The following is a 24303-nucleotide window of genomic DNA, read 5'->3' as shown; positions in this document are numbered from 1 at the left end:
GCACTTACTTCTGAGCCGCGCTGCGCCACGGGCGCTTGTTGACCTCAGCGCTCAGCTCGCCGCTGACCGGGGAGGTGAGCGGCCAGCGATGCATGCTGTCCGCCAGCACATAGCCATACAATCCTTCCCCCAGCCGGCGACCGCCAATCGTGACATTGCTCAGCCGGGCGTGGCCGCTGCCACTGTTAGTCAGCTGAAGCCAGCGCTTGCCGCCGTCGCTTACCTGCTGCCAGCGCAACTCCGGCCGGGCGCTGTCGGTGTTCAGCCCGGTGCCATAGACAAACAACGGCACGGAATAGCGCATCTGAAACGTCAGCCCGGCCTGATTCTCACCGGGATTGCGCGGCGCCGGGATCTCATCCAGCACCACCCGATAGGCCAGCTCTTTACCGGCCGCAGGCGGCGTCTGTTTAATCAGCCTGACCAGCTGCTTCTGGCCCGGCTCCATCCGCACCATCGGCGGGCTGGCTACCACCTGCTGCTGAGTCTGATACTGCTCCTTGCCGCTGACCTGCTGCCAGCTGAAGACGCGGATCTGCATCAGCGTGGTGCTGTTACCGCGATTTTCCAGCCAGAGTTCGCTGGCTTTCTCGTCAGGATTAATGGCGGGATCGATGGGCCAGATCATCACCGAGTTAGCGGCGAAGGCCGGAGAGAGCAGGGTGAGGCTCAGCAGCAGCAGAGCGCACAGTGACTTCATGATCATATCCTTGTTTTTTATCGCCTCACCAGCTCAGGGTGACGGTCAGCGTGTCGGTATAAACGCCGGCGCGCGCGGTGCCGGGAAGTTGCAGCTGGCCATAGATCGGCAGCGTAATGTTACCGGCATTGCTGTAGCTCAGCGGCACGGCCTGGTTGACCGGGATCACCGTGGTGCGGCTGGCATTGCTAAAGAGCGTATAGGGAACGGTATTGCTGAAATTGGGCAGCTTCAGGTTGCGGGTGGTGGTGTAGTTGTTGCCCTGATTGATGCTCATGCTCAGCGTGGTGCCGGGTGTGCAGGCGAGATTGATGGTCGTGCTCTGCAGAAAGCTGGCGTTAACGGTCGCTGCCGCCACGCCAGACTGCGTGCCGAAATTGAGCGTGCCGAAAACGCCGGTATTGGTACCGGATATCACGCAGCCTGCCACAATCGATGCGGAGACCTGAAAGGTGCTGGTGGGCAGCCCCCAGGCGCTGACGCTCCCTGTCAGCAGAGGCAAAGCACGTGCGATCATCAGGCAGGATCGCCAGAGAACCACCCTCATTGACCTGCGGCTGCAGTTAATAATTCACGGCGACGTTAATGGTATCGGTGTAGGTTCCGGCCGGAATCAGCGGGTTAAAGCCGCCGCCGACCACCCGGCCATAGATGGCGTAGTTGGTGCCCAGCGTCGGATCGTTGGTGCCGCTGGCGGCAATCGGCGTATTGTTGGCGATCGCGGTAGTGAAGGAGGCATCGCTGTAGAGGGTATAGGCGATGCCCTGCGCATTGTTCGATCCCAGCAGCAAATAGCGCGGTGACGCAGAGGCGGTGCCATAGATAGTCGCTGGCGCCGCGTTGCTGCTGGTCACCACCACGTTATAGTCCTGACCGGTGGTGCAGCGCACGTAGATGCCGTTACCGGCGGCGCCCACCAGGGTGGCGTTCAGCGTATCAAAGGTGGCGGCGCTGCTACCAAAGTTCAGCGTACCGAAGTTAACGCCTGCCGTGGCGGACTGACCGTTGACCAGGCAACCGGTGGTCAGCGTGAGGGTGGCATTGATGGTCCCGGAGGTGGTTGCCGCCTGGGTTAAGGTCGGAAGTGACAGCGTTAATCCCGCAGCAGCACACAGAAAAAGCTTGAGTTTCATAATATTTCCTTACGGATTATCAGGAGTCAGTGCTTTTTCACCTGGTATTAATTAATGATTCGGCCCAAAAATAAAAAATAAATAAAGCAGTGCCCGCAACGGGGCTGTATTAAGAAAAATCTCAGACTTAAGGGTGCTGATTTATATCAGTTTTACTTACTATAGAACAGTTAACGCGTCTGGCGAAGTGCTCCTGATTATTTTTCACTAATCTAATGGTCACTTCAGCCGATAACCCAGTAATAGCAAGGCGTGTAAGCGTAACGGGAAAGCAGAAATCCCTGCTTTTTTCCTCGCGTACAGGCTTTCCGCTTCGGTAATATGTTGCTGTATCAATCAGACATAATAACGATTTACCGGCTCGCTTAGCGGATGCGGGAACAGGATGCTGCGCATCGTTCTCCAGCGCTGGCGGGCGGGTTTTGCCGGAAATAATTCCTGGCGAAATACCGGCATTAAATAACTTTTACCCCCGCGGGGGTTTTCAGATGACTTATCAGACTTTACACAGCACCCGTTCAGCACGGGTGGTGAGGAGTGGCACATGCTGCATATCACCTGGGATAACGTCCTGATCGGCATTTCGCTGATCGTGGCGTTTGTTGCCTCCTTTACAGCCCTGGATACCGCCGGACGGGTGGCGGTTTCACAGGGCTGGCCTGCCCGATTCTGGCTGCTGGTCGGCGGCACCGCCATGGGAATTGGCATCTGGGCCATGCACTTTATCGGCATGCTGGCGATGATGATGCCGATGACGATGCGCTATGACGTGCCGCTGACGGCAGGCTCGCTGCTGGTAGCGATTCTGGCCGCCATGCTGGCTTTCGGACAGACGGTGGGAGGCGTACATCTCACCCGTTTCCGGCTGCTGCGCGGCAGTCTGATCCTGGGCGCGGGGGTGGTGGTCATGCACTATCTCGGCATGTCTGCGCTGCTGATTGAACCGGGGCCTGACTGGAATCCTCTGCTGGTTGCCCTCTCTGTGCTGATCGCCTTTGTGGCCTCTGCGCTGGCGTTGTGGCTGGCGTTTCATCTGCGCCAGGGGGAGCAGCATCTGCTGCTGATGCGCAGCCTGGCCTCCCTGGTGATGGGCATCGCCATCGCCGGTATGCACTACGTGGGCATGGCCGCCGCACGGTTCAGCCCGAGCAGCACCATGCAGCCGCATGGCCTCAGCAATCCGGGGCTGGCGGTATGGGTAACGCTGATCACCCTGCTTATTCTGAGCGTCACGCTGCTGAGTTCCATGCTGGACGCTCAGCTGCGCGCGGCACGGCTGGCGGCGCGGCTCAATCGTGCCAACCAGGAGCTGCGCCAGCTGGCGATGCACGACAACCTGACCGCGCTGCCGAACCGGGTCATGCTGGAGCAGCAGCTCGATCTGGCGATTAAACAGGCGATGCTGCAGGAGAGCCGCTTTGCCGTGTTCTATATGGATCTGGATGGCTTCAAAGCGGTGAATGACACCTGGGGACATCACGTCGGTGACCGCCTGCTGGTCGCGGTCGCGGAGCGGCTGCGCAGCCAGCTCACGACCACGATGCTGCTGGTGCGTCTGGGCGGCGATGAGTTTGTGCTGATGGCAGAGGCGCTGGATATCACGCCAGCCCGTCAGCTGGCGCAAAAGCTGGTTAAGGTGATCAGCACCCCCTTTGAACTTGACCGCTATGTGCTGCACGTGTCACTCAGCGCCGGCATTGCAATCTTTCCGCTGCACGGCCGAAACCGGCATGAGCTGCTGTTCAATGCGGATGCGGCGATGTATCACACCAAACACAACGGGCGCAATGGCTGGTGCCTGTTTGAACCGGCGATGAGCGATGCGACCCAGCATCAGCTGGAGCTGGCGAACGATCTGTGGGAGGCGATAGAGCGCCAGCAGATGCGCCTGTTCTATCAGCCCAAATTCAGTTCCGGCGGCACCCTGTTACTGGGATTCGAGGCGCTGCTGCGCTGGCAGCATCCGCTGCGCGGGTTACTGACGCCGGAGCTGTTTCTGCCGCGCGCCGAAAAGACCGGACAGATCGTCGCGCTTGGCAACTGGGTGATCGAGGAGACCTGCCGCCAGCTGAGAAGCTGGCACAATCAGGGCCACAGTGACTGGACGGTGTCGGTGAACCTCTCCGCCCTGCAGTTTCATCAGCGCGATCTACTGACCACGCTGACCCGGACGCTGGCGCACTTCCAGCTGCCAGCCAGCGCGCTGATGCTGGAGATCACCGAAACGATAGCCATGCGCGACCCGCTGTTCAGCCAGCAGCGCATCCGCGAACTGCAGCAGGCGGGTATCAGCGTCGCCATTGATAATTTTGGCATCGGCTATGCCAACCTGCTGCATCTCAAAGATCTGGATGCCTGCGAACTCAAAATCGACCGCAGCTTTATCAACTGCCTGCGGCCCGGCAGTGAAGATGCAACGGTGGTCAGCGCCATGCTGACGCTGGCGCAGAGTCTCAACCTGCGGATGGTGGCGGAAGGGGTGGAAACCGAAGAGCAGCAGCATTTACTCACCAGCTTAGGCTTTGATGCCCTGCAGGGGTATCTGCTGGGTAAACCGACCCCGGCGGATCGGGTTGACGCGTTCCGTTTCGCCTCACGGCGACAGCCGGTGGCGTCACTCTCCGGCTGAACGTCACGATAGTTTTCAGCAATCAGAGTAAGTGAAAGCACGCAGCCTGCGCGGCTCATTAACCGCCAGGCGGTGCCGATAACAAAAAGAACACTCTCCTCTGTCTAACCACAAGCACGGCTTTTTGCGGGAATGCACTATGTTAGTGACCTCATACGACTCTTTTATTGTTATCGTCTCGATTCTGGTCGCGATGCTGGCTTCGTTTACCGCGCTGGATATGGCAGGGCGGGTGGTGCATTCGACCGGCAAAGTCGCGCTGGTCTGGCTGTTCGGCGGCGGTTTTTCCATGGGGATCGGCATCTGGGCGATGCACTTTATCGGCATGCTGTCGATGAACATGGATATGGTGATGAGCTACAACGCCTCACTGACCGCGCTCTCTGCCGCCATCGCGGTGTGTGCGTCGATATTTGCGCTGTGGCTGGTCTGCCATAGCGATCTGCCCTGGCCGCGGCTGGCGGGCGGCGCGCTGATCCTCGGCAGCGGCGTGGTGGCGATGCACTACACCGGCATGGCGGCCCTGATGTTCTCGCCCGGTATCGTCTGGCAGTGGGGCTGGGTGGGGCTGTCGGTAATCATCGCCCTGGCGGCCTCTGGCGCGGCGCTGTGGCTCGCCTTTAACCTGCGCGAAGGGCAGACCAGCCGGGTCACGCTGCTGCGGATTGGCGCCGCAGTGGTGATGGGGTTTGCCATTGCAGGCATGCACTACACCGGCATGATGGCCGCCGAGTTTCCCGCGCACAGTCATTCGGTGGGGCAGGGCGTCAACAGCAACTGGCTGGCGATTCTGGTCACCGTGGTCACCCTCTCTATCCTGGGGATTACCCTGCTGGTCTCCATGCTGGATGCGCGGATGCAGGCGCGCACCTCGATTCTCGCCAGCTCTCTGGCGGAGGCGAATCGCGAGCTGGCCCAGCTGGCGCTGCACGATAACCTGACGCGGCTGCCAAACCGCATCCTGCTGGAAGATCGGCTGGAGCAGGCGATCAACAAAGCGAACCGTGAACAGACGCAGTTCGCCCTGATGTTTATGGATCTGGATGGCTTCAAGGCGGTTAACGACGCCTTTGGTCACCATATTGGTGACAGTCTGCTGGTTGGCGTAACCGAGAGAATGAGCCAGCAGATGACCGGCTACTACACGCTGGCGCGGCTTGGCGGCGATGAGTTCGTGCTGCTGGTGGAGATTGACGATCCCAATGATGCCGCGGCCGTCGCCGATAAGCTGGTCAAAGCGGTGGATCGCCCGTTTGATATCTCCCGCTATGAACTGGTGGTTTCCCTGAGTCTCGGAATTGCCGTCTATCCCGGCGACGGAGTGGATGAGCGGGAGCTGATGTTCAATGCGGATGCGGCGATGTACCACACCAAAAATAATGGCCGCAACGGGTATACCTTCTTTCAGCCCTCCATGAATATTCAGGCACAGAGTCAGCTGCAGCTGAATAACGATCTCTGGCAGGCGCTGGATAATGATGAGCTGCGCCTCTTCTACCAGCCAAAATTCTGCGCCCCGCGTGGTCCGATCCTCGGTTTTGAGGCGCTGCTGCGCTGGCAGCATCCGCAGCATGGCCTGCTGTCGCCCGATAAATTCCTGCCGATGGCGGAAAAGACCGGGATGATTGTTAATATCGGCAACTGGGTGATTCAGGAAGCCTGCCGCCAGCTGCGCCAGTGGCATCTGCAGGGGCACCCGCACTGGTCGGTGGCGGTTAACCTCTCGGCGTTGCAGTTTGAGCAGTCGAATCTGGTGGAGACGGTGGTTGAGGCGCTGGCAAAACATCAGATTCCGGCCGAGCTGCTGACCCTGGAGGTGACAGAGACCACCGCAATGCGCGATCCCGATGAGAGCGTGCGTATCCTGACCGAGCTGACCCGGCTGGGCGTGAAAGCCTCGATTGATGATTTCGGCACCGGCTACTCCAGCCTGCTCTATCTGAAGCGATTACCGGCCAGCGAACTGAAGATCGACCGGGCCTTTGTGAACGAGCTGCAGCATCAGAAAGAGGATGCCACCATCGTGTCGGCCATCGTGGCGCTGGCGCAGTCGCTGCAACTTAAAGTGGTGGCTGAAGGGGTAGAGACCGCCGAACAGCAGGCATTTCTGACCAGCCTGGGCTGCAATACGCTGCAGGGCTATCTGCTGGGCAAGCCGGTTCCGCCGGAGCGGGTACCGGAGCTGACCGACTTTGTCGCGGCAGAAACTGAAGAAACGGTGGCCAGCACGGGCCTGATTGCGGATGTCGATCGGCCGCTGACGCCAGAGGTGGCAGCGGTCTGACGCGCGCGTCGGGGCTGAAAAAGCGTCCCGTGCGCGTTGCGTCAGTGCAATGGGGCTGTTTAAGCGGTTCATGCCGCCTGTCATTGGCCGCCGCGCGTGGTAAAGTCACGCGGTCAGACAAGGAGAGATGAGCCGTGGCGAAATACCAGCGATTGATGGATGAGATTCAGCAGCAGATAGAGGCCGGCATCTGGCTGCCGGGCACACGCTTACCCTCATTGCGCCAGCAGGTGGCGCAGCAGGGCGTCAGCCTGATGACGGTGCTGCACGCCTATGAGCTGCTGGAGAGCCAGGGCTGGATCGTCTCCCGTCCCCAGTCGGGATACTACGTCGCGCCCCGCGCGCTGGCACCCGCGCCCATGAGCGTGGCGATCAGCGAGCAGGTGGATATCAACGACTTTGTGTTTGATGTGCTGCAGGCAACGCGCGATCCGGCGATTGTGCCGTTTGGCTCCGCCTTTCCCGACCCCGCGCTGTTTCCGCAGCGTCAGCTGATGCGCTCGCTGGCGAATGTCTCCCATCACCTCACGCCAACCGATGCGCTGCATAACCTGCCGCCCGGTAACGCCACGCTGCGACAGCTGCTGGCGCAGCGCTATGCGCGTCAGGGCATCACGCTGTCACCGGATGAAATTGTCATCACCAGCGGAGCGCTGGAGGCGCTGAATCTCAGCCTGCAATCCCTCACCGAGCCGGGCGATTACGTGGTGATTGAGCATCCCGGTTTTTATGGCGCGCTGCAGGCGATTGAGCGGCTCAAGCTGAAAGCGCTGGCGATCCCGGTGGATGCAAAACAGGGCATCGATCTCGCCCAGCTGGAGGAGGCGCTGCAGCGCTGGCCGGTTAAAGCCTGCTGGCTGATGACCACCCTGCAGAACCCGCTCAGCGTCACCCTGACCCCGGAACGCAAACAGCAACTGGTGGCGCTGCTGGCGCGCTATCAGGTGCCGATGATTGAAGATGATGTCTATGCCGAACTCTGGACAGGCGATGTCGCACCGCTGCCGGCCAAAGCCTGGGATCGTCAGGGCAACGTGCTGCACTGTGGGTCATTTTCAAAATCGCTGGTGGCGGGATTTCGCGTTGGCTGGGTGGCGGCGGGACAGCATGCGCAGCGCATTCAGCGGCTGCAACTGATGAGCACGCTCTCGACCAGCGCGCCCATGCAGCTGGCGCTGGCGGATTTTCTGGCGACACGGCGTTATGACACCCACCTGAAGCGCCTGCGGCAGATCCTGGCGAAGCGACAGCAGATGGTGCGCCAGGCGCTCCTGAAGGTGCTGCCACCTCAGGCCACACTCAGCGAGGCGCTCGGCGGTTATTTTCTCTGGGTGACGCTGCCTGAACGGATCAATACCACCCGGCTTTATCAGCGCGCGCTGGCGCAGGGGATCAGTATTGCACCGGGACAGTTATTTTCGGCAGGCGAGCAGTTCAGTCACTGCTTCAGGCTGAATACCGCCTGGCCGTGGGACAGCCGGGCCGAGGCGGCAATCGAAACGCTGGGTCGGTTAATGGCGGAAAGCGGGGCAGATTAAACCCGCGCCGCTTCCTGATGGCCCCAGGTCAGGTAGTAGACATCATAAAAATCGACTTCGCCTTTTTGCGACAGCAGGCGCTGGATGCCGCTCTTCACCCGTTCCGGCGTCTCGGGCAGCGACAGAATCTGCGAAACGGCCTGCTCGCGCACCGGCTGAATGTAATACCACTCGCCGTTGTAGCAGACGCGCAGATCGAGGGCGTCGATATCCTCAAAGCGATATTTCGGGTTGATGTCCATCAGCATCAGCAGGCTCATCACGAGGACAAAGATGGTCGCAAACCAGAAGGCGGGCCAGCCAAGCATCTCGGTCGTGAAAATCAGCGCAACGCACAGGCCATAGCACAGGTACATCACCGCCCAGAGGCCGGGATGGTTTTTCAGAAACGAGAGGCTGAAGCGCGGCAAATTGTCGCGACGTTCTTCGCGGTTAAGCGTGGCGATCTCGTCAATCAGGATTTGTTTAATAGCGTCCATTGGTTACCTCTCTGTGATCTGCTAGCGATTAGAACAGATAACAGTCAAGGATATCAGAAACAGATCTGTGCGATTTTTATATAACAGTTGAACCGTGACCGGCGTCCTGCTCCGGGCGGCCTGACATTTTGCAACATTTTACCGTAGTCAGAACCGCTTCCCGTGGTGGTGCAGGGCGGGGAACACCCTGTAGTTAACGCCGCATTTGGCTTTAGTCAGCAATATCAGTCAATTATCTCAATTCTGTCGCCTGGCGCACATTGCATTGTGGCGCAGGTTTGCCACACTGATAAAAAAAGCGGAGAACCTGCATGCGTACCCCATCCTCCAGTCTGTTATTGATGATGTCTTTTGCCGCCGGCACCTTTTCGGCCGGGGCGTCTGACAATCCTCAGCACCTGATGCTCGCCATTCCGTCGGGCGGCGTGCCGAATAACCCGTTACCTCTGATTATCTGGCCACGCGTGGTGCCGGAAGAGGAGGAGATCGCCGCATGGTTTGAGAAAACCTTCGAAGAAAACGGCTGGCCACCCGCCTGGCGCTATCCGATTTTCCCTTACACCCACTACCACCCCAACACCCATGAGCTGCTGGGTGTGGCTGAAGGCTGGGCGGAAGTGCTGTTTGGCGGTGACAGTGGCCGGATGGTGACGCTGCGCGCCGGCGATGCGGTGCTGATCCCGGCGGGCGTCGGCCACCGGCAGGTCAGCGCCAGTGAAGACTTTATGGTGGTCGGAGCCTATCCGCGTGGCATGTCGCCCGAGACACTGCGCGATGAGCCAGCGAAACTGAAAATGGCGCAGGAGCAGGTGAAAAAAGTGCCTCTGCCGACCCAGGATCCCTTCACCGGTAAAGAGGGCGCACTGACAGAAATCTGGCAGCCGATTGCCGCCATGCAGCCGCAGCCATAAGGGAAGGTGCTTCAGACACGCTGCTGAATAACGATGCGCGAGCCCGTCTCGCGCTTTTCCCCCCCTTCCCGCAATCCCGCTCTGCGCCTTAGGCGCGCGCGCTCGCCCCGATCGCGACACCATTGAACATTTGCTCGCCGCTGCCGATAACTCCCCTGTTAAGATTAGTTATTCTTCTTAATACACTTGTCTTCACAGCCCATTTCCGCTGTAGTCTCCGCAGATGTATTAAGAACATTCCTAAGCCATGACCAGGCTACCGAGCAGCAGGCAAATAACAATGGATAATAACTCTGATGTCATCTATCGCATGCTGGTACAAAGCGTGATCGACTACGCGATCGCCATGCTCAAACCGGACGGAACCGTCGCCAGCTGGAATGAAGGCGGGCTGAACGTTCTGGGTTACAGGCCAGAAGAAATTATGGGTCAGCATGCCGCCGTGTTTTACAACGAAGAGGATCGTCGTCGCGGTCTGCCGCAGCGGGAACTCGATATTGCCGCCACCGTAGGACGTTATGATTACGAAGGCTGGCGCTGCCGTAAAGATGGCAGCACCTTCTGGGCGCATGTGGTGATCTATCCTATCCGCAATGATGTGGCGCAGCTGGTGGGCTTCGCTGTGGTCTGCCGCGACTGTACCCGGCAGCAGGAGCAGCAGCGCAAAGAGCGGGAACAGGAGGCGCGCTTCCGTCTGCTGGTGGAGGGCGTCACCGATTACGCCATCTATATGCTGGATATCGACGGCAACGTCGTGAACTGGAACGCCGGCGCCCAGCGCGCCAAAGGCTATGTAGCCGAAGAGATTGTCGGCCAGCATTTTTCCCGCTTCTACAGCGCGCAGGATCGTCTGAATCACGTTCCCAGTCAGAACCTGCAGATCGCCTATCGCACCGGCCGGTTTGAAGATGAAGGCTGGCGCTACCGCAAAGATGGCAGCGCCTTCTGGGCGCATGTGGTGATCGACACGATCCGTGACGATCAGGGTAAGCTGCTGGGTTACGCCAAGATCACCCGCGACTGTACCGAACAGCAGCGCGTACGCAATGAGCAGCGCGAACAGGAGCGACGCTTCCGGCTGCTGGTGGAGGGCGTCACGGATTACGCCATCTATATGCTGGATATCGACGGCGTGGTGGTGAACTGGAACGCCGGTGCCGAGCGCGCCAAAGGTTACCGGGCGGAAGAGGTCGTGGGTCAGCACTTCTCGCTGTTTTACAGCGCTCAGGAGCGGCTGAACAGAACGCCGGAAGCCAACCTCGGCATTGCGCTGAAGACCGGTCGCTTCGAAGATGAGGGGTGGCGCTACCGCAAAGATGGCAGCGCCTTCTGGGCGCACGTGGTGATCGACGCGATCCACGACGATGATGGCAAGCTGATCGGCTTCGCCAAGATTACCCGCGACCGGACGGAGCGCCGTGAGCAGGAGCAGCAGGTGCTGCGCGCCCGCGATCTGGCGGAAGCCCAGAGTACCCAGAAAACGGCGCTCTCCCGCTTTCTCGATAACATCATCGCCAACATCCCCTCCTGCGTGATTGTCGAAGATGCCATTACCCGTGAGATTCTGCTGGTCAACGACCGTACCCAGCAGCTGTTTGGCCTGTCGAAATCGCTGATCGTCAACAAACGGCCGCATGAATGCATGTCGCCTGAGTTAAGCGACTATTTCAACAATCTGGCGGATGTGGCGCTGCGCAGCGAGGGGATGCATGAGCGTGAACAGCTGCTGATGACCGCCAGCGGTGAGCGCATCCTGCACACCCGCGCCACCGCGATTAATGGTCAGGATGCACGGCGTAACTATCTGATGCTGCTGGTGGAAGATGTGACCGACCAGCGCGCCGCAGATGCCCGCATTCACCACATGGCGCACCATGACAACCTCACCAGCCTGCCGAACCGTATCCTGTTCCGCCAGCGCCTGAGTGAAGCGCTGCGCAACGCCGGTCAGACGCCGCGTCAGACCGCCGCGCTCTGCCTGGATCTGGACAATTTCAAGAATGTGAACGATGCGCTGGGCCACCAGATTGGCGATGAGCTGCTGCGCAGTGTGGCGAAGCGGCTGCGCAACGTGCTGCGCGATCAGGATACCCTGGCGCGTATCGGCGGCGATGAGTTCGCCATCGTGCTGCCGTCGGTTGCCAGCGGCGACGAGGCGAGCGTGGTCGCGCAGCGGCTGATCGAGGCCATTCGTCCGCCGGTCAACATCGAAGGTCATAACCTCTCGGTCGGGCTCAGCGTCGGTATTGCGCTCAGCACCACCATCACCAACACGCCGGAACAGCTGCTGCGCTGTGCCGACATGGCGCTGTATGAGGCCAAACGCAACGGCCGTAACCGCTTTGAGCACTTCACGCTGGAGATGGACGACGTGGCACGCAGCCGCCGCCTGATTGAAAATGACCTGCGCGATGCGATCAGCGGCGGGCATCTGCGGCTCTACTACCAGCCCATCACCAATGGCGACCACCACACCATCATTGGCTATGAAGCGCTGATGCGCTGGCATCATCCGATCCGTGGCCTGATCATGCCCAACGACTTCATTCCGATTGCGGAAGAGACCGGCCTGATTCATATGCTGGGCGCGTTTGCGCTCTATGAAGCCTGTCGTGAAGCGGCGAGCTGGGAAGGCAACCAGTCTGTGTCGGTTAACCTCTCACCGCTGCAGTTTAAAAACAGCTCACTGGTGCCGGTGGTGGAGGGTGCACTGCAGGAGTCCGGGCTGGATCCGGCGCGGCTGGAGGTGGAGATCACCGAATCGGTGCTGCTGGATGATTCGCTGGGGAATATCCGTACCCTGCAGAATCTCAAGGCGCTGGGCGTGCAGATTGCGCTGGATGATTTTGGTACCGGCTATTCGTCGCTGAGCTATCTGCGATCCTTCCCGTTCGACAAAATCAAAATCGACAAATCCTTTATTAACGACATGGGGGACAGCCGTGAGGCGCTGGCGATTATCCGGGCCATTACCGGCATGAGTCGCAGTCTGGATATCCAGATCACCGCCGAGGGGGTGGAGAGCGATGAGCAGTTTATGAAGCTGCGCGATGAGGGCTGTACGCTGTTCCAGGGCTTCCTGTTCGGGCGTCCTCAGCCGTCGGAACTGCGGCTGAAAACGCTGGGTCAGTCGTAAAGGCCATGCTGCTGAACCGGCGCATGGCTGAGGTTGTCGCGGATGCGGCGCACCGATTCGCGCACCACCAGCCGGCCATTCAGCAGCAGGGTGCCGGCCGGGGTGGCAGGATTAAGTCGCATCTCCTGCAGCACTTTCACGGCGGCGGCCCCCAGCTCATCACGCGGCACCTGCACTGAGGTCAGGGGAATATCGTGGATGGCGGCCAGGTTAAAGCCATCCATGCTCATGACCGAAATATCCTGCGGCACCCGCAGGCCCGCCTGCTCCAGCGCGCTGACCGCACCTGCGGCAATGTAATCACCGCTGGCCAGAATGGCGGTCGGGCGCAGCACGTCCGGGCAGTGGCGCAGATATTCACCGAGCCGTTCCGCCGCTTCATTGCTGCTGAAGCTGTTCAGCGTCAGCAGATGCTGACGGCTGTCAAAGCGCAGATTCATCGCATGCCAGGCGTCACGCACGCCCTGCAGCCGCTGCTCCATGGTGTAGCGGCGCAGGCAGTGCAGCGACAGGATCTGCCGGTGCCCCTGCTCAAACAGGTAGCGGGCTGAAAACTCCCCAATCAGCTGATGATCCGGCGAAACCGAAGGCAGCCGCATACGGCGATCGCGGGCGTTAATCAGCACGCAGGGTTTGTTCATCTCCGCCGCCAGCTGATGAATGTGCTCATCATCAATGCCGATCAGGATTGCCGCTTCGGTCTGCTGCATTTTGTCGATAAACAGCGCCGCGTCACTCTCCACCTCTTCCAGCGGAGAGTAGCGCAGCCGCACCTCGTGCGGCTCCACCGCCTGGCTGATCCCCTGAATCACTTTGTAGTAGAAGATGTCACTGCGCACGTCGAAGGCTCGCGGCGGCGCGAAGACCATCAGATTATTCAGCAGCAGGCGACCGCTGTGCAGGTTATCCAGCACACCCTGCTGCTGCGCCACGGCCAGCACCTTGTCGCGGGTGGCGGGGCGGGTGTTGGCTTTGCCCGCCAGTACCCGTGACACCGTGCTGATCGAAACGCCGCTCAGCGCCGCAATTTCGCTTACTTTCAGCCTTTGTTTCATTCTGTGATCGCCTTCAAATCTGCCAGTGAAAAATTTTTCATAACCTGCTGAATCGCGTCAGATGGGCGTTTCAGTGTCATTTCCTGCCGGTAATCAGCCTGCCATGAAAAGAGTTGCAAAAAAGAGGCTGTACCCACGTTTCGCACTTTTCTAAGTTCGCTAAAAGGACACGCGGTACGCCAGCAGGCGGTGTGATTTATCAATGGAAATCAGGAGTGGCACTATGAGCCTCGAATCGACAACCAAACCCGTCAGTGCTTCACGCACAGTGCGCGTGATTAAAAATTTACGCTGGTGGATGCTGGGGATGTTCCTGCTGGGTGTGACCGTTAACTACATCACCCGCAACTCACTCGGCATTCTGGCACCGGAACTCAAAACCAGCCTCAACATGAGTACCGAACAGTACTCCTGGGTGGTGGCAGCGTTCCAGCTGGCCTACACCCTGTTTCAGCCGGTCTGCGGTTGGCTGATCGATGTGATCGGCCTGAAGATGGGCTTCCTGATCTGTGCGCTGGTCTGGTCGGTCACCTGTCTGCTGCACGCCGGGGCCGGAAGCTGGCTGCATCTGGCGCTGCTGCGCTTTGTCATGGGGGCGTCTGAAGCGGCCGCCACGCCAGCTAACGCCAAAGCGATTGGTGACTGGTTCCCGAAAAAAGAGCGGCCGGTGGCAGCAGGCTGGGCGGGCGTCGGCTTCTCCATCGGGGCGATGCTGGCACCGCCCATTATCTACGCTTCCCACATCAACTTTGGCTGGCAGGGCGCCTTCCTGCTGACGGGCGGCCTGGGGCTGCTGTGGGTGCTCTTCTGGTGGTGGGGCTATCACGCTCCGCAGAGCCATCCGCGCCTTTCTGCTGAGGAGCGCGACTTTATCAATCAGGATAACGAAGCCATCGGCGAGAAGCTGCCGTTCTTCAAAGCGCTGAAAGTGATTGGTAAAGAGAAGAAGTTTTACGGTATTGCGATTCCGGCCTTTCTGGCTGAACCCGCCTGGGCAGTGCTGAGCTTCTGGGTGCCGCTCTACCTCGCCAATGAGCGCGGCATGGATCTGAAGCAGATCGTGATGTTTGCCTGGCTGCCGTTCCTCGCAGCAGACCTTGGCAGCGTCGCCAGCGGTTATCTCACCCGCATTTATGTGCGCTGGTTCGGTTTTACCCGCGTCAACTCGATTGTCGCCAGTTCGGTGACGGGCGCGCTGTTGATGGTTTCGCTGGCGCTGATGACGCTGGTGAAAGATCCCCTGCTGGCTATCGCGCTCATCTCCATCGGTGGCTTCGGGCATCAGGTCATCTCCTGCATGCTCAGTGCGCTGGTGGTGGAGCGTTTCGATCGCCGTCAGATGGCGACGGTCAACGGTATGCGCGGCTCCTGCGCCTGGATTGCCAGCTTTATCTTCTCGCTGATTATCGGCGTCACCGCCGACACCATCGGCTTTAATCCGCTGTTTGTGGCGATGGGCTTTTTTGACCTGATTGGTGCCGTTTTCCTGGTGATGCTGATCGCCGAACGACGCCAGCGCCCGGCTAACCCATAAGGATATCGTGATGAAAACCCTGAAGAACTGGACGCTGCATCAGCAGGCCGACCACTTTGTTGAACTCAAGGTCGAAGAGCGGCATCACCTGCGGCTTTACGTGCTGGAGGAGAAGCTGATGCGCGTTCTGCTGAAGCGCGATGGCGAGCTGGCGCTGGACCGCACCTGGAGCATTGCGCCGGTCACGGATGTGCCCTGGCAGGGACGGGATCGTGAGGCGCTGGACGGCTTCACGCTGCCGCCCTTTCAGGTTGAGCACGATGCCCAGCAGCTGCGCCTCAGCACGTCACGGCTGCGGGTCACGGTGCATCAGCCGCTCTGCCTGAGCTGGGAGCAGTTTGATGGTGAGAGCTGGCAGCCGCTCACCGCCGACCGTCACACCGGCGCCTATCTGCTCAACGCGCACGGGGATGGGGTGGAGCACTATCAGCGTCGTCAGCCCCAGGATCGGGTTTACGGTCTGGGCGAGAAGAGCGGCGACCTGAACCGCGTCAACCGTCGCTTTGAGATGCGCAACCTCGACGCGATGGGCTACAACGCCGCCAGCACCGACCCGCTCTATAAACATATTCCCTTTACCCTGACGCAGCGCGATGGCGTCAGCTTCGGTTTGTTTTATGACAACCTCAGCAGCAGCTGGCTGGATCTCGGTAACGAACTGGATAACTATCATCTGCCTTATCGCCGTTACCGCGCTGAGGCGGGCGACCTTGATTACTATATGATGCTGGGCCCGACGCTGCTCGACGTCACCAAAGCCTTTGTCCGCCTGACCGGACGGACACTGTTTCAGCCGAAGTGGAGCCTGGGCTACAGCGGCTCGACCATGCACTACACCGACGCGCCGGATGCGCAGCAGCAGCTGCAATCCTTTATTCGCCTGTGTCACGAGCATGAGATCCCCTGCGACTCGTTCCAGCTCTCTTCCGGCTATACCTCGATCAATAACAAGCGCTACGTGTTCCACTGGAACTATGACAAAGTCCCGAATCCCGACGGCCTGAGCGCGGCGTTTCACGATGCCGGGATGAAGCTGGCGGCTAACATCAAGCCCTGCCTGTTGCAGGATCATCCGCGCTATCAGGAAGTGGCGGCCCGGGGGCTGTTTATTCGTGACTCTGAGCTGGATCGCCCTGAGCGTTCGGTGTTCTGGGATGATGAGGGCTCGCACCTCGATTTTACCCATCCGGAGGCGGTGCGCTGGTGGCAGGAGAACGTCACCCGACAGCTGCTGGAAAAGGGTATCGACGCCACCTGGAACGACAATAACGAATATGAGGTGTGGGATGGCGAAGCACGCTGTCACGGCTTTGGTCAGCCGATCGCCATCAAGCATATCCGGCCGGTGATGCCGCTGCTGATGATGCGCGCCTCCATGGAAGCGCAGCAGCAGTTCGCCCCGAACAAGCGTCCCTATCTCATCTCGCGTTCCGGCTGCGCCGGGATGCAGCGTTACGTGCAGACCTGGAGCGGGGATAACCGCACCAGCTGGCAAACCCTGCGCTACAACATCCGCATGGGGCTGGGCATGAGCCTGTCGGGGCTGTTTAACGTCGGACACGATGTCGGCGGATTCTCGGGCGATAAGCCCGATGCCGAGCTGTTTGTGCGCTGGGTACAGAATGGCGTGATGCATCCGCGCTTTACCATTCACTCATGGAATGACGACCACACGGTGAACGAACCCTGGATGTACCCGGAGGTGACGCCGATGATCCGCGAGGCGATCCGGCTGCGCTATCGTCTGATGCCTTATCTCTACACGCTGGCCTGGCTGGCCAGTTCAGAAGATGAGCCGATGCTGCGTCCGACCTTCCTCGACCACGAGCAGGACCCGCGAACCTATGAGGAGTGTGATGATTTTATGCTGGGTCGCGATCTGCTGGTCGCCAGCGTGGTGGAGCAGGGCGCGCGCAGCCGTCAGGTCTATCTGCCCCGTCATGCCAGTGGCTGGTATGACTGGCACAGCGGCAGGGCGTTTGCGGGCGGCGAGACGATCACACTGGATGCGCCGCTCGATCGGCTGCCTTTGCTGGTGCGGGCCGGTGCGGTTATTCCGCTGGGTGAGTGTGAAAGCACGACCAATGCGCGGCGCGACACGGTGCGGCAGTGGCAGATATGGCCTGCCCCTGAAGGGGTAACAACGCAGGGGCAAACCTTTGACGATGATGGTGAGAGTCACGGCTGGCAGCAGGGGAACGCCCTGTGGCTCAGCTGGACGTTGTGCAGCAGCGCCACGCGCATCGATCTGACGGTGGAAAAACGCGGTGATTATCAGCCTGCCTGGCGGGAGATCGCGCTGTTACTGCCTGCGGGTGAAAATCGTGAACTGTGGGTGAATGGCGAGAAAGCGGCGAGTTACCGGCTGCAGTAGCTGTGTTGAGGTGGCAGTGAAGAAAAGTCCGGCCCCGAAGCGGGGCCGTTAAGGGCAACAGCAAAACCGGACCTGCTTCGCTGTGAGATCGTGCCTGAGCAGGAAATACGGTCAGATCGGAAAGACGCAAAAGCCGTCATCCATGACACGCTCGACCCGCGCCATCCATGGCGCGGGACGCTTTCCTCTTCTGACCGTATTCCCTGCTACCTGAGCTTTATCATGGCTTCCTGAAAGCGTACCAGGGACGTGTCAGCAGTCTGAACCGACTGAAAGAGATTACTCTGCGTGGTTCTCGGTGCTCATGCGGCCCAGATCTTTGTCGACCAGGAAGAGACCGTTGCCGCTGTTGCTGACCAGCGCCAGTTTATCCAGCACGGTTTTGAACAGCTTCTCTTCTTCGTGCTGCTCGGCAACATACCACTGCAGGAAGTTGAAGGTGGAGTAATCCTGCGAGGTCATGGCGGCATGTGCCAGCTCATTGATTTTACGGGTGATAAGCTGCTCGTGCTCCAGCGCCTGCTCCAGGATTTCATTCAGTGAGTTGAAGGAAACCGGCGGTGCCGCGATGGTTCCCAGTACCGGCATTGCGCCGGTGTCGCTCAGATAGTCAAACAGACGCTGCATGTGCTGCATCTCTTCACGTGAGTGCATTTTCAGGAAGGACGCAGCGCCTTCAAAGCCTTTGTCACAGCACCAGGCACTCATTTGCAGATAAAGATTGGCAGAGAAAAATTCCAGGTTCAGCTGGTCGTTTAAACGTCCAGTCATTTCAGCAGTCAGCATGGCCGAGTCCTTTTTACGAAGATGTTAATTAAACAGGCAGATGCGGCGAATTATGCATCAGATATGTTAGTAATGTGAAGCCTTTTTCGCAAAACAGGGCAATTTATCTGTTTGATTTAAATAGAATTATTCAGCAATTTGAATGCGACCAATTCTCATTTTGTATTACAGGTTATCGGCCTGAAAACAGAGGGGGACGGCACCACGCTAGTGCACCTGTACAGCATCCTGCTGGTGCAATCGCCCTGATGGCGGCATACGAGCACGGTTACCGGATACGGCCAGCAGGCACGCATCCGCAGCGGACACAAAAATAAATTTCCGTGCAGTCGCACATATCGCGGGGATGAGAGAGCCGGAGAGGCGAAACAGGGCAGGATTAAAGGCTGACTGCGTCAGCACTGGCATAAATCCTGCTTAGAACTTAGTTCCATATATTGAAACTTGCCCCGACAGGGAACAGGGGCTGGTCTGGTGATCAGGAGAAAATCATGTCAGATGAAACCCGCGTTACACCGATGAAAATGACGGCGACCCGAGGCAGTTATGTCGCGTTAATTTTTGCCATTCTGTTTTTTTCCGGGCTCTTTTATAACGTCGACGGTCTGAAATGGCTTGGCGCGTTTGATTTCACCACGCTGGGCGGCAGTTTTGGCACCATGAAAGATCCCGCCAGTAACACCTTTCTCGGCGCAGGCGGGCTGAGTGCCAAAGCCGGCTTCCTGTTCGCCCTGTCGCTGACGCCTACCGTCATGCTGGCGCTGGGCGTGCTGGAGATCTTTACCCACTACGGCGCGATTCGGGCGGCGCACCGGCTGCTGACGCCCTTACTCCGACCCCTGATGGGTCTGCCGGGGCATTGCGGGCTGGCACTCATCACCGACCTGCAAAGCACCGACGCGGGTGCTGCGTTAACGAAAGAGATGGCCGATCAGAAGCAGATCGGTAAGAAAGAGGTGGTGGTCATGAGCGCCTGGCAATATTCCGGGGCCGGGTTAATCAATAACTACTTCGCCATCGGTTCCGCACTCTTTGCCTCAATGACGCTGCCGATCATCATTCCGCTGTTAGTCATGTTCGCGCTGAAATTTGTCGGTGCGGCCATCACGCGCGCTGTGCTAAACAGTGTTTATAAGAAGGATTTTATCGATGGAAAATAAAAGCGTTACTGCCAGCAGCAATCCGTTTGACGTATTTGTTACCGGCGCACGTAAAGGTTTTCATATCGCCATCCACAACCTGATGCCGAATGTGGTAATGGCCTATGTGCTGGCGGAGGTGCTGAATCTGCTGGGCATCATGCAGTTCCTTGGCCATGTTTTTGCGCCGGTGATGGGGCTGTTCGGCTTACCGGGTGAAGCGATCACGGTGCTGCTGACGGCCTGGCTCTCATCGTCGGCGGGAACCGGGGTGGCGGTCAGCCTGCTGACCAAAGGGCTGCTGACCGGGGCAGATATCACCATCCTGGCGCCGGCGATTTTTCTGATGGGATCGCAACTGCAATATATGGGACGGCTGCTGGGTGTGGCCGATGTACCCAAAAAATACTGGCCGCTGCTGATGCTGGTCAGCATCATCAACGCGCTGATCGCCATGTCTGTTATGCGTCTGTTTATTCAGGAGTAACGTTTTGACTAAGGTACTGGAGCATTATCACACGCTGCATGAAATCCCGGAGCTCGGTTTTCAGGAGTTCAAAACCTCGGCCTATATCGCTGACCAGCTGGAGAAAGCGGGCCTGAAGGTGACGCGCAACATTAACAACACCACCGGTATCGTGGCGGAAATTGACAGCGGTGTCCCGGGGCCGGTGCTGGCGCTGCGGGCGGATATGGATGCACTGGGACACGTGATCGATGGTGTCCCCTGCGCGCGGCACACCTGCGGTCACGATGGTCACTCGTCGGTGGTGCTGACGGCGGCCGCGGCTCTGCTGCAGGAGGGCACAGTGAAACGTGGCCGGCTGAAGATCCTGTTTCAGCCCGCCGAGGAGCTGGGCGCCGGTGCGCTGTCGATGATCGAGGGGGGCGCGCTGGATGATGTAGAGATGATTCTGGGCTTCCATCTGCGTCCGCTGGAGGAGTGTGTCGTGGGGCAGGCGGTGCCTGCGGTGCTTTACTCCGCCTGCAGCACGCTGGAAGCGACGATTAAAGGCCAGCCTGCCCACGCGGCGCGTCCGCATCTGGGCGTGAATGCGCTTGATGCCGCCGTTCAGGCGGTGCAGGCGGTCAACGCCCTGCATCTCTCTCCCGGCCTGACCTGGAGCGTTAAAGCGACCCGTTTCCTGTGCGATGCCGGGGTAACGAACTCGGTGCCGGATGAAGCCCGTGTGGTGTGGGATCTGCGCTCTCAGGAGAATGGACCGATGACCCAGCTCAAAGAGCAGGTGACGCGCGCCATCACCCACAGCGTGGCGGCGCTGGGGGCCAGCGCCGAAATCCGGGTGCTGAAAGAGATGCCTGCGGCCGAGATCGATGATGAAGCCACGGCGGTGATCCGCGCCGCTATCGTTGAGGTACTGGGCGAAGCGGGTGCACTGCCGGCCCGCACGACGCCAGGCAGCGAGGACTTTTTCTACTATCCGGTGAAGCGTCCGGGAGTGAAAGCGGGGTTCTGGGGACTGGGTACCAACCTGACGCCAGGGCTGCACCATCCCGATATGCGATTTGACCTCAGCTCGCTGGAGATCGGCGTGCAGATCTTCAAAGCCTGCGTCAGAAAGGTGCTGGGATAACGAAAACAGGGCGGGCGCGGGTCAGCCCCGCCCTGGGCCACTCTTCACCGCGCTATCTCCGCTAAATCCCGCCCCTTCCCCTGTAGGCCGCGCGCGCAAAATATTGTATGCTATGCCGCCTTAAAGCTGACCAGGTAACCGGAATTCACGCCAATGTAACTTCGCGCTGACCCGCCAGCGATAAAATATCGTTCTGGCACCGTTTACCCGCCGGTAAGGTTCTGCCGGCCACCGTGATTTATCAGCAGCGCCTGTGACCCGCGCTGCTCCATTGAGAAGAATTCATGTCTAATCCCTTTTTAGAAGAGGTGGCACGCCGCCGCACCTTCGCGATTATTTCGCATCCGGATGCCGGTAAAACCACGATTACCGAAAAAGTGCTGCTGTTCGGACAGGCTATCCAGACCGCCGGTACGGTTAAAGGCCGCGGCTCTAACCAGCACGCTAAGTCGGACTGGATGGAGATGGAGAAACAGCGTGGTATCTCCATTACCACCTCGGTGATGCAGTTCCCTTACCGTGACAGCCTGGTGAACCTGCTGGATACCCCAGGTCACGAAGATTTCTCGGAAGACACCTACCGCACCCTGACCGCCGTGGACTGCTGTCTGATGGTGATCGATGCCGCGAAAGGCGTCGAGGATCGTACCCGTAAGCTGATGGAAGTCACCCGTCTGCGCGATACGCCGATCCTGACCTTTATGAACAAACTTGACCGTGACATCCGCGATCCGATGGAGCTGCTGGATGAGGTGGAAAGCGAGCTGAAAATCGCCTGCGCACCGATCACCTGGCCGATTGGCTGCGGCAAGCTGTTCAAAGGGGTTTATCACCTCTACAAAGATGAGACCTACCTCTACCAGTCCGGTAAAGGGCACACCATTCAGGACGTGCGCATCGTGAAGGGGCTGAATAACCCGGAACTTGACAGCGCCGTCGGTGAAGATCTGGCGACGCAGCTGCGTGAAGAGCTGGAGCTGGTGCAGGGTGCCTCGCACGAGTTTGAGCAGGAAGCGTTCCTGAGCGGCGAACTCTCGCCGGTCTTCTTCGGGACCGCGCTGGGTAACTTTGGCGTGGATCATATGCTGGATGGCCTGGTCTCCTGGGCGCCGCGTCCGATGCCACGTCAGACCGACACCCGCACTGTAGAAGCGCAGGAAGAGAAGTTCACCGGCTTTGTCTTTAAGATCCAGGCAAACATGGACCCGAAACACCGTGACCGCGTCGCCTTTATGCGTGTGGTTTCCGGGAAGTATGAAAAGGGGATGAAGCTGCGTCAGGTGCGCACCGGCAAAGATGTGATGATCTCCGATGCGCTGACCTTCATGGCGGGCGACCGTTCCCATGTGGAAGAAGCCTATCCTGGCGACATCATCGGCCTGCATAACCACGGCACCATTCAGATCGGCGACACCTTTACTCAGGGTGAAAATATGAAGTTCACCGGGATTCCGAACTTCGCGCCAGAACTGTTCCGCCGTATCCGCCTGCGCGATCCGCTGAAGCAGAAACAGCTGCTGAAAGGGCTGGTTCAGCTGTCGGAAGAGGGCGCCGTGCAGGTGTTCCGCCCGGTGCACAACAACGATCTGATCGTGGGGGCGGTCGGGGTGCTGCAGTTCGACGTGGTCGTCGCACGCCTGAAGAGCGAATATAACGTCGAAGCGATCTACGAAGCGATCAACGTCTCTACGGCGCGCTGGGTTGAGTGCGACGACGTGAAAAAGTTTGATGGCTTCCAGCGTAAAAACGAAGTTAACCTGGCGCTCGATGGCGGCGATAATCTGACCTATATCGCGCCTACCATGGTCAACCTCAATATTACCCAGGAACGTTATCCGGACGTTCGTTTCCGCAAAACGCGCGAGCACTGATCGCGCTGTTTCCGGGCCATTCCAGCAGGGAATGGCCCTGTTTTCCCCGCTACAGACTCCTCCTAAAAACCCTGTTTTTCTGCTGTTTTAACGTGCGATCAACCAGTTAGCCAGGCAAATCGCAAAATGCCGACTATGATTATTCTATCGGACGGCGAAAGAGACTTCTCTTGTCCTTACGTCCTGTAACGCAGCGGCACCTGTGCTGCTGTTTCGCCCACAGTTTTGGGTGAGTTAACTGATAGAAGGAAGATATCGATGAACAAGACTAAGATTGCTAAAACCCTGATGGCCGCCATGATTGGCTCAGCACTGATCAGCGGCAGCGCCCTGGCTGACGAATCACTTTCTCAGAAAGCGTCTCAGACTGCCGACAGCGCGGGTTCGAAAATCGATAGTTCTATGAAAAAAGTCGATGGTTATATGGATGACAGCGGCATCACCGCCAAAGCCAAAGCGGCACTGGTGGATGACGACGCCATTAAAAGCACGGATATCTCGGTAAAAACGCATCAGGGCGTCGTGACCTTAAGCGGTTTCGTCACCTCACAGGATCAGGCTGAAAAGGCTGTGGCTGTGGTGCAGAAAATCGAAGGTGTTAAATCCGTCAGCGACAAACTACACGTCAGAGACAGCAAAACCACTTCTGTGAAAGGTTATGCGGGCGATGCCGCAACGACCAGCGAAATTAAAGCTAAGCTATTAGCGGATGACATTGTTCCGTCGCGCAACGTTAAAGTTGAAACCACCGACGGCGTTGTTCAGCTTTCAGGGCATGTGGCGAGTAAGGCACAGTCAGACCGTGCTGAAAGCATCGCTAAAGCCATTGAAGGCGTGAAAAGCGTTAAGAATGACCTGACGGTTAAATCTTAATGGCTGCAGTGCGGTCACGGTTGTGGCCGCACGAATAAAAGAGACCCATCCGGGGATGAAATAAGCAGTTCGAATTTAAATAGGGTAAGGAGAGGCTTATGTTTCGTTGGGGCATTATTTTTCTGGTGATCGCACTGATTGCTGCAGCGTTAGGTTTTGGCGGTTTAGCGGGTACAGCAGCATGGGCAGCTAAAGTTGTCTTCGTTGTTGGTATTATCCTGTTCCTCATCAGCCTGTTTACCGGCCGTAAAAAGCTTTAGCCGATG

The 24303-nt window shown here is 58.7% G+C and carries 19 protein-coding genes; 13 read left to right on the top strand and 6 right to left on the bottom strand.

What is annotated here, in order from left to right; genetic code table 11:
- Positions 1–4: 4 nt before the first annotated feature.
- Genes F3I47_RS15920 through F3I47_RS15910 form a run of 3 tightly spaced genes read right to left on the bottom strand, consistent with a single transcriptional unit; the run spans position 5 to position 1833 of the window.
- On the bottom strand, positions 5–700 hold the full coding sequence (locus tag F3I47_RS15920) for a molecular chaperone (RefSeq protein WP_150030405.1): 696 nt from the start codon (positions 698–700) through the stop codon (positions 5–7).
- Between the two features lie 25 nt (positions 701–725).
- Positions 726–1217 (bottom strand): spore coat U domain-containing protein, encoded by a 492-nt coding sequence (locus F3I47_RS15915; protein WP_140029529.1) that lies wholly within the window; start codon positions 1215–1217, stop codon positions 726–728.
- 46 nt (positions 1218–1263) lie between these two features.
- Positions 1264–1833: a spore coat protein U domain-containing protein gene (locus tag F3I47_RS15910; RefSeq protein ID WP_150030407.1), complete on the bottom strand. Its 570-nt coding sequence runs from the start codon at positions 1831–1833 to the stop codon at positions 1264–1266.
- Between the two features lie 544 nt (positions 1834–2377).
- Between F3I47_RS15910 and F3I47_RS15905 the strand changes: the two genes are divergently transcribed.
- The 3 genes from F3I47_RS15905 (at position 2378) to F3I47_RS15895 (ending at position 8284) form a co-directional block, all read left to right on the top strand.
- The gene (locus F3I47_RS15905; protein ID WP_058956421.1) at positions 2378–4462 is read left to right on the top strand and encodes a bifunctional diguanylate cyclase/phosphodiesterase; all 2085 of its coding nucleotides are present in this window, start codon (positions 2378–2380) and stop codon (positions 4460–4462) included.
- A gap of 139 nt (positions 4463–4601) precedes the next feature.
- On the top strand, positions 4602–6746 hold the full coding sequence (locus F3I47_RS15900; RefSeq protein WP_150030409.1) for a bifunctional diguanylate cyclase/phosphodiesterase: 2145 nt from the start codon (positions 4602–4604) through the stop codon (positions 6744–6746).
- 134 nt (positions 6747–6880) lie between these two features.
- Positions 6881–8284 (top strand): PLP-dependent aminotransferase family protein, encoded by a 1404-nt coding sequence (locus tag F3I47_RS15895; RefSeq protein ID WP_140924944.1) that lies wholly within the window; start codon positions 6881–6883, stop codon positions 8282–8284.
- Here F3I47_RS15895 and F3I47_RS15890 read toward each other — a convergent pair.
- Positions 8281–8763 carry a YlaC family protein gene (locus F3I47_RS15890; RefSeq protein WP_046102548.1) on the bottom strand — a complete coding sequence of 161 codons (483 nt, stop codon included), beginning with the start codon at positions 8761–8763 and terminating at the stop codon, positions 8281–8283. The genes F3I47_RS15895 and F3I47_RS15890 overlap by 4 nt on opposite strands.
- A 311-nt stretch (positions 8764–9074) precedes the next feature.
- Between F3I47_RS15890 and F3I47_RS15885 the strand changes: the two genes are divergently transcribed.
- Both F3I47_RS15885 and F3I47_RS15880 read left to right on the top strand, forming a co-directional pair.
- On the top strand, positions 9075–9674 hold the full coding sequence (locus tag F3I47_RS15885) for a cupin domain-containing protein (RefSeq protein WP_009087226.1): 600 nt from the start codon (positions 9075–9077) through the stop codon (positions 9672–9674).
- Positions 9675–9954: 280 nt separating this feature from the next.
- On the top strand, positions 9955–12810 hold the full coding sequence (locus F3I47_RS15880; protein WP_009087225.1) for a bifunctional diguanylate cyclase/phosphodiesterase: 2856 nt from the start codon (positions 9955–9957) through the stop codon (positions 12808–12810).
- Here the strand turns inward: F3I47_RS15880 and F3I47_RS15875 are convergent.
- Complete coding sequence (locus F3I47_RS15875) at positions 12801–13865, bottom strand: LacI family DNA-binding transcriptional regulator (RefSeq protein ID WP_058958356.1); 1065 nt, start codon at positions 13863–13865, stop codon at positions 12801–12803. The genes F3I47_RS15880 and F3I47_RS15875 overlap by 10 nt on opposite strands.
- A gap of 223 nt (positions 13866–14088) precedes the next feature.
- Between F3I47_RS15875 and F3I47_RS15865 the strand changes: the two genes are divergently transcribed.
- Together F3I47_RS15865 and F3I47_RS15860 are read left to right on the top strand one after the other, a co-directional pair.
- Positions 14089–15399 carry an MFS transporter gene (locus tag F3I47_RS15865; RefSeq protein ID WP_150030411.1) on the top strand — a complete coding sequence of 437 codons (1311 nt, stop codon included), beginning with the start codon at positions 14089–14091 and terminating at the stop codon, positions 15397–15399.
- Positions 15400–15409: 10 nt separating this feature from the next.
- A complete protein-coding gene (locus tag F3I47_RS15860) occupies positions 15410–17773 on the top strand; it encodes a TIM-barrel domain-containing protein (RefSeq protein ID WP_150030414.1) in 2364 nt (787 codons plus the stop codon).
- A 279-nt stretch (positions 17774–18052) separates the two neighbouring features.
- On the opposite strand, the gene ftnA is transcribed toward F3I47_RS15860, so the two are convergent.
- The gene (gene ftnA / locus F3I47_RS15855) at positions 18053–18559 is read right to left on the bottom strand and encodes a non-heme ferritin (protein ID WP_009087216.1); all 507 of its coding nucleotides are present in this window, start codon (positions 18557–18559) and stop codon (positions 18053–18055) included.
- A gap of 491 nt (positions 18560–19050) precedes the next feature.
- Here ftnA and F3I47_RS15850 point away from each other — a divergent pair, with 491 nt between their 5' ends.
- The 6 genes from F3I47_RS15850 (at position 19051) to F3I47_RS15825 (ending at position 24297) form a co-directional block, all read left to right on the top strand.
- A complete protein-coding gene (locus F3I47_RS15850; protein WP_009087213.1) occupies positions 19051–19719 on the top strand; it encodes a nucleoside recognition domain-containing protein in 669 nt (222 codons plus the stop codon).
- Complete coding sequence (locus F3I47_RS15845) at positions 19709–20185, top strand: YjiG family protein (RefSeq protein WP_009087211.1); 477 nt, start codon at positions 19709–19711, stop codon at positions 20183–20185. Before F3I47_RS15850 ends, F3I47_RS15845 begins: the two co-directional genes overlap by 11 nt.
- A 4-nt stretch (positions 20186–20189) precedes the next feature.
- Positions 20190–21293, top strand: coding sequence for a M20 peptidase aminoacylase family protein (locus F3I47_RS15840; RefSeq protein ID WP_150030416.1), 1104 nt, complete (start codon positions 20190–20192; stop codon positions 21291–21293).
- Positions 21294–21577: 284 nt separating this feature from the next.
- Positions 21578–23164 (top strand): peptide chain release factor 3, encoded by a 1587-nt coding sequence (prfC, locus tag F3I47_RS15835; protein WP_150030418.1) that lies wholly within the window; start codon positions 21578–21580, stop codon positions 23162–23164.
- 258 nt (positions 23165–23422) lie between these two features.
- Entirely contained in the window at positions 23423–24037 is a 615-nt protein-coding gene (osmY, locus tag F3I47_RS15830) for a molecular chaperone OsmY (RefSeq protein ID WP_046102542.1), read from the top strand.
- 98 nt (positions 24038–24135) lie between these two features.
- On the top strand, positions 24136–24297 hold the full coding sequence (locus F3I47_RS15825) for a DUF1328 domain-containing protein (protein ID WP_003848537.1): 162 nt from the start codon (positions 24136–24138) through the stop codon (positions 24295–24297).
- Positions 24298–24303: the final 6 nt, after the last annotated feature.

Source organism: Pantoea sp. M_10 (assembly GCF_008631515.1).
Taxonomy (GTDB): domain Bacteria; phylum Pseudomonadota; class Gammaproteobacteria; order Enterobacterales; family Enterobacteriaceae; genus Pantoea; species Pantoea anthophila.
Note: the sequence above shows the minus strand (reverse complement) of the source record. Positions and strands in the feature narration are given on the sequence as shown.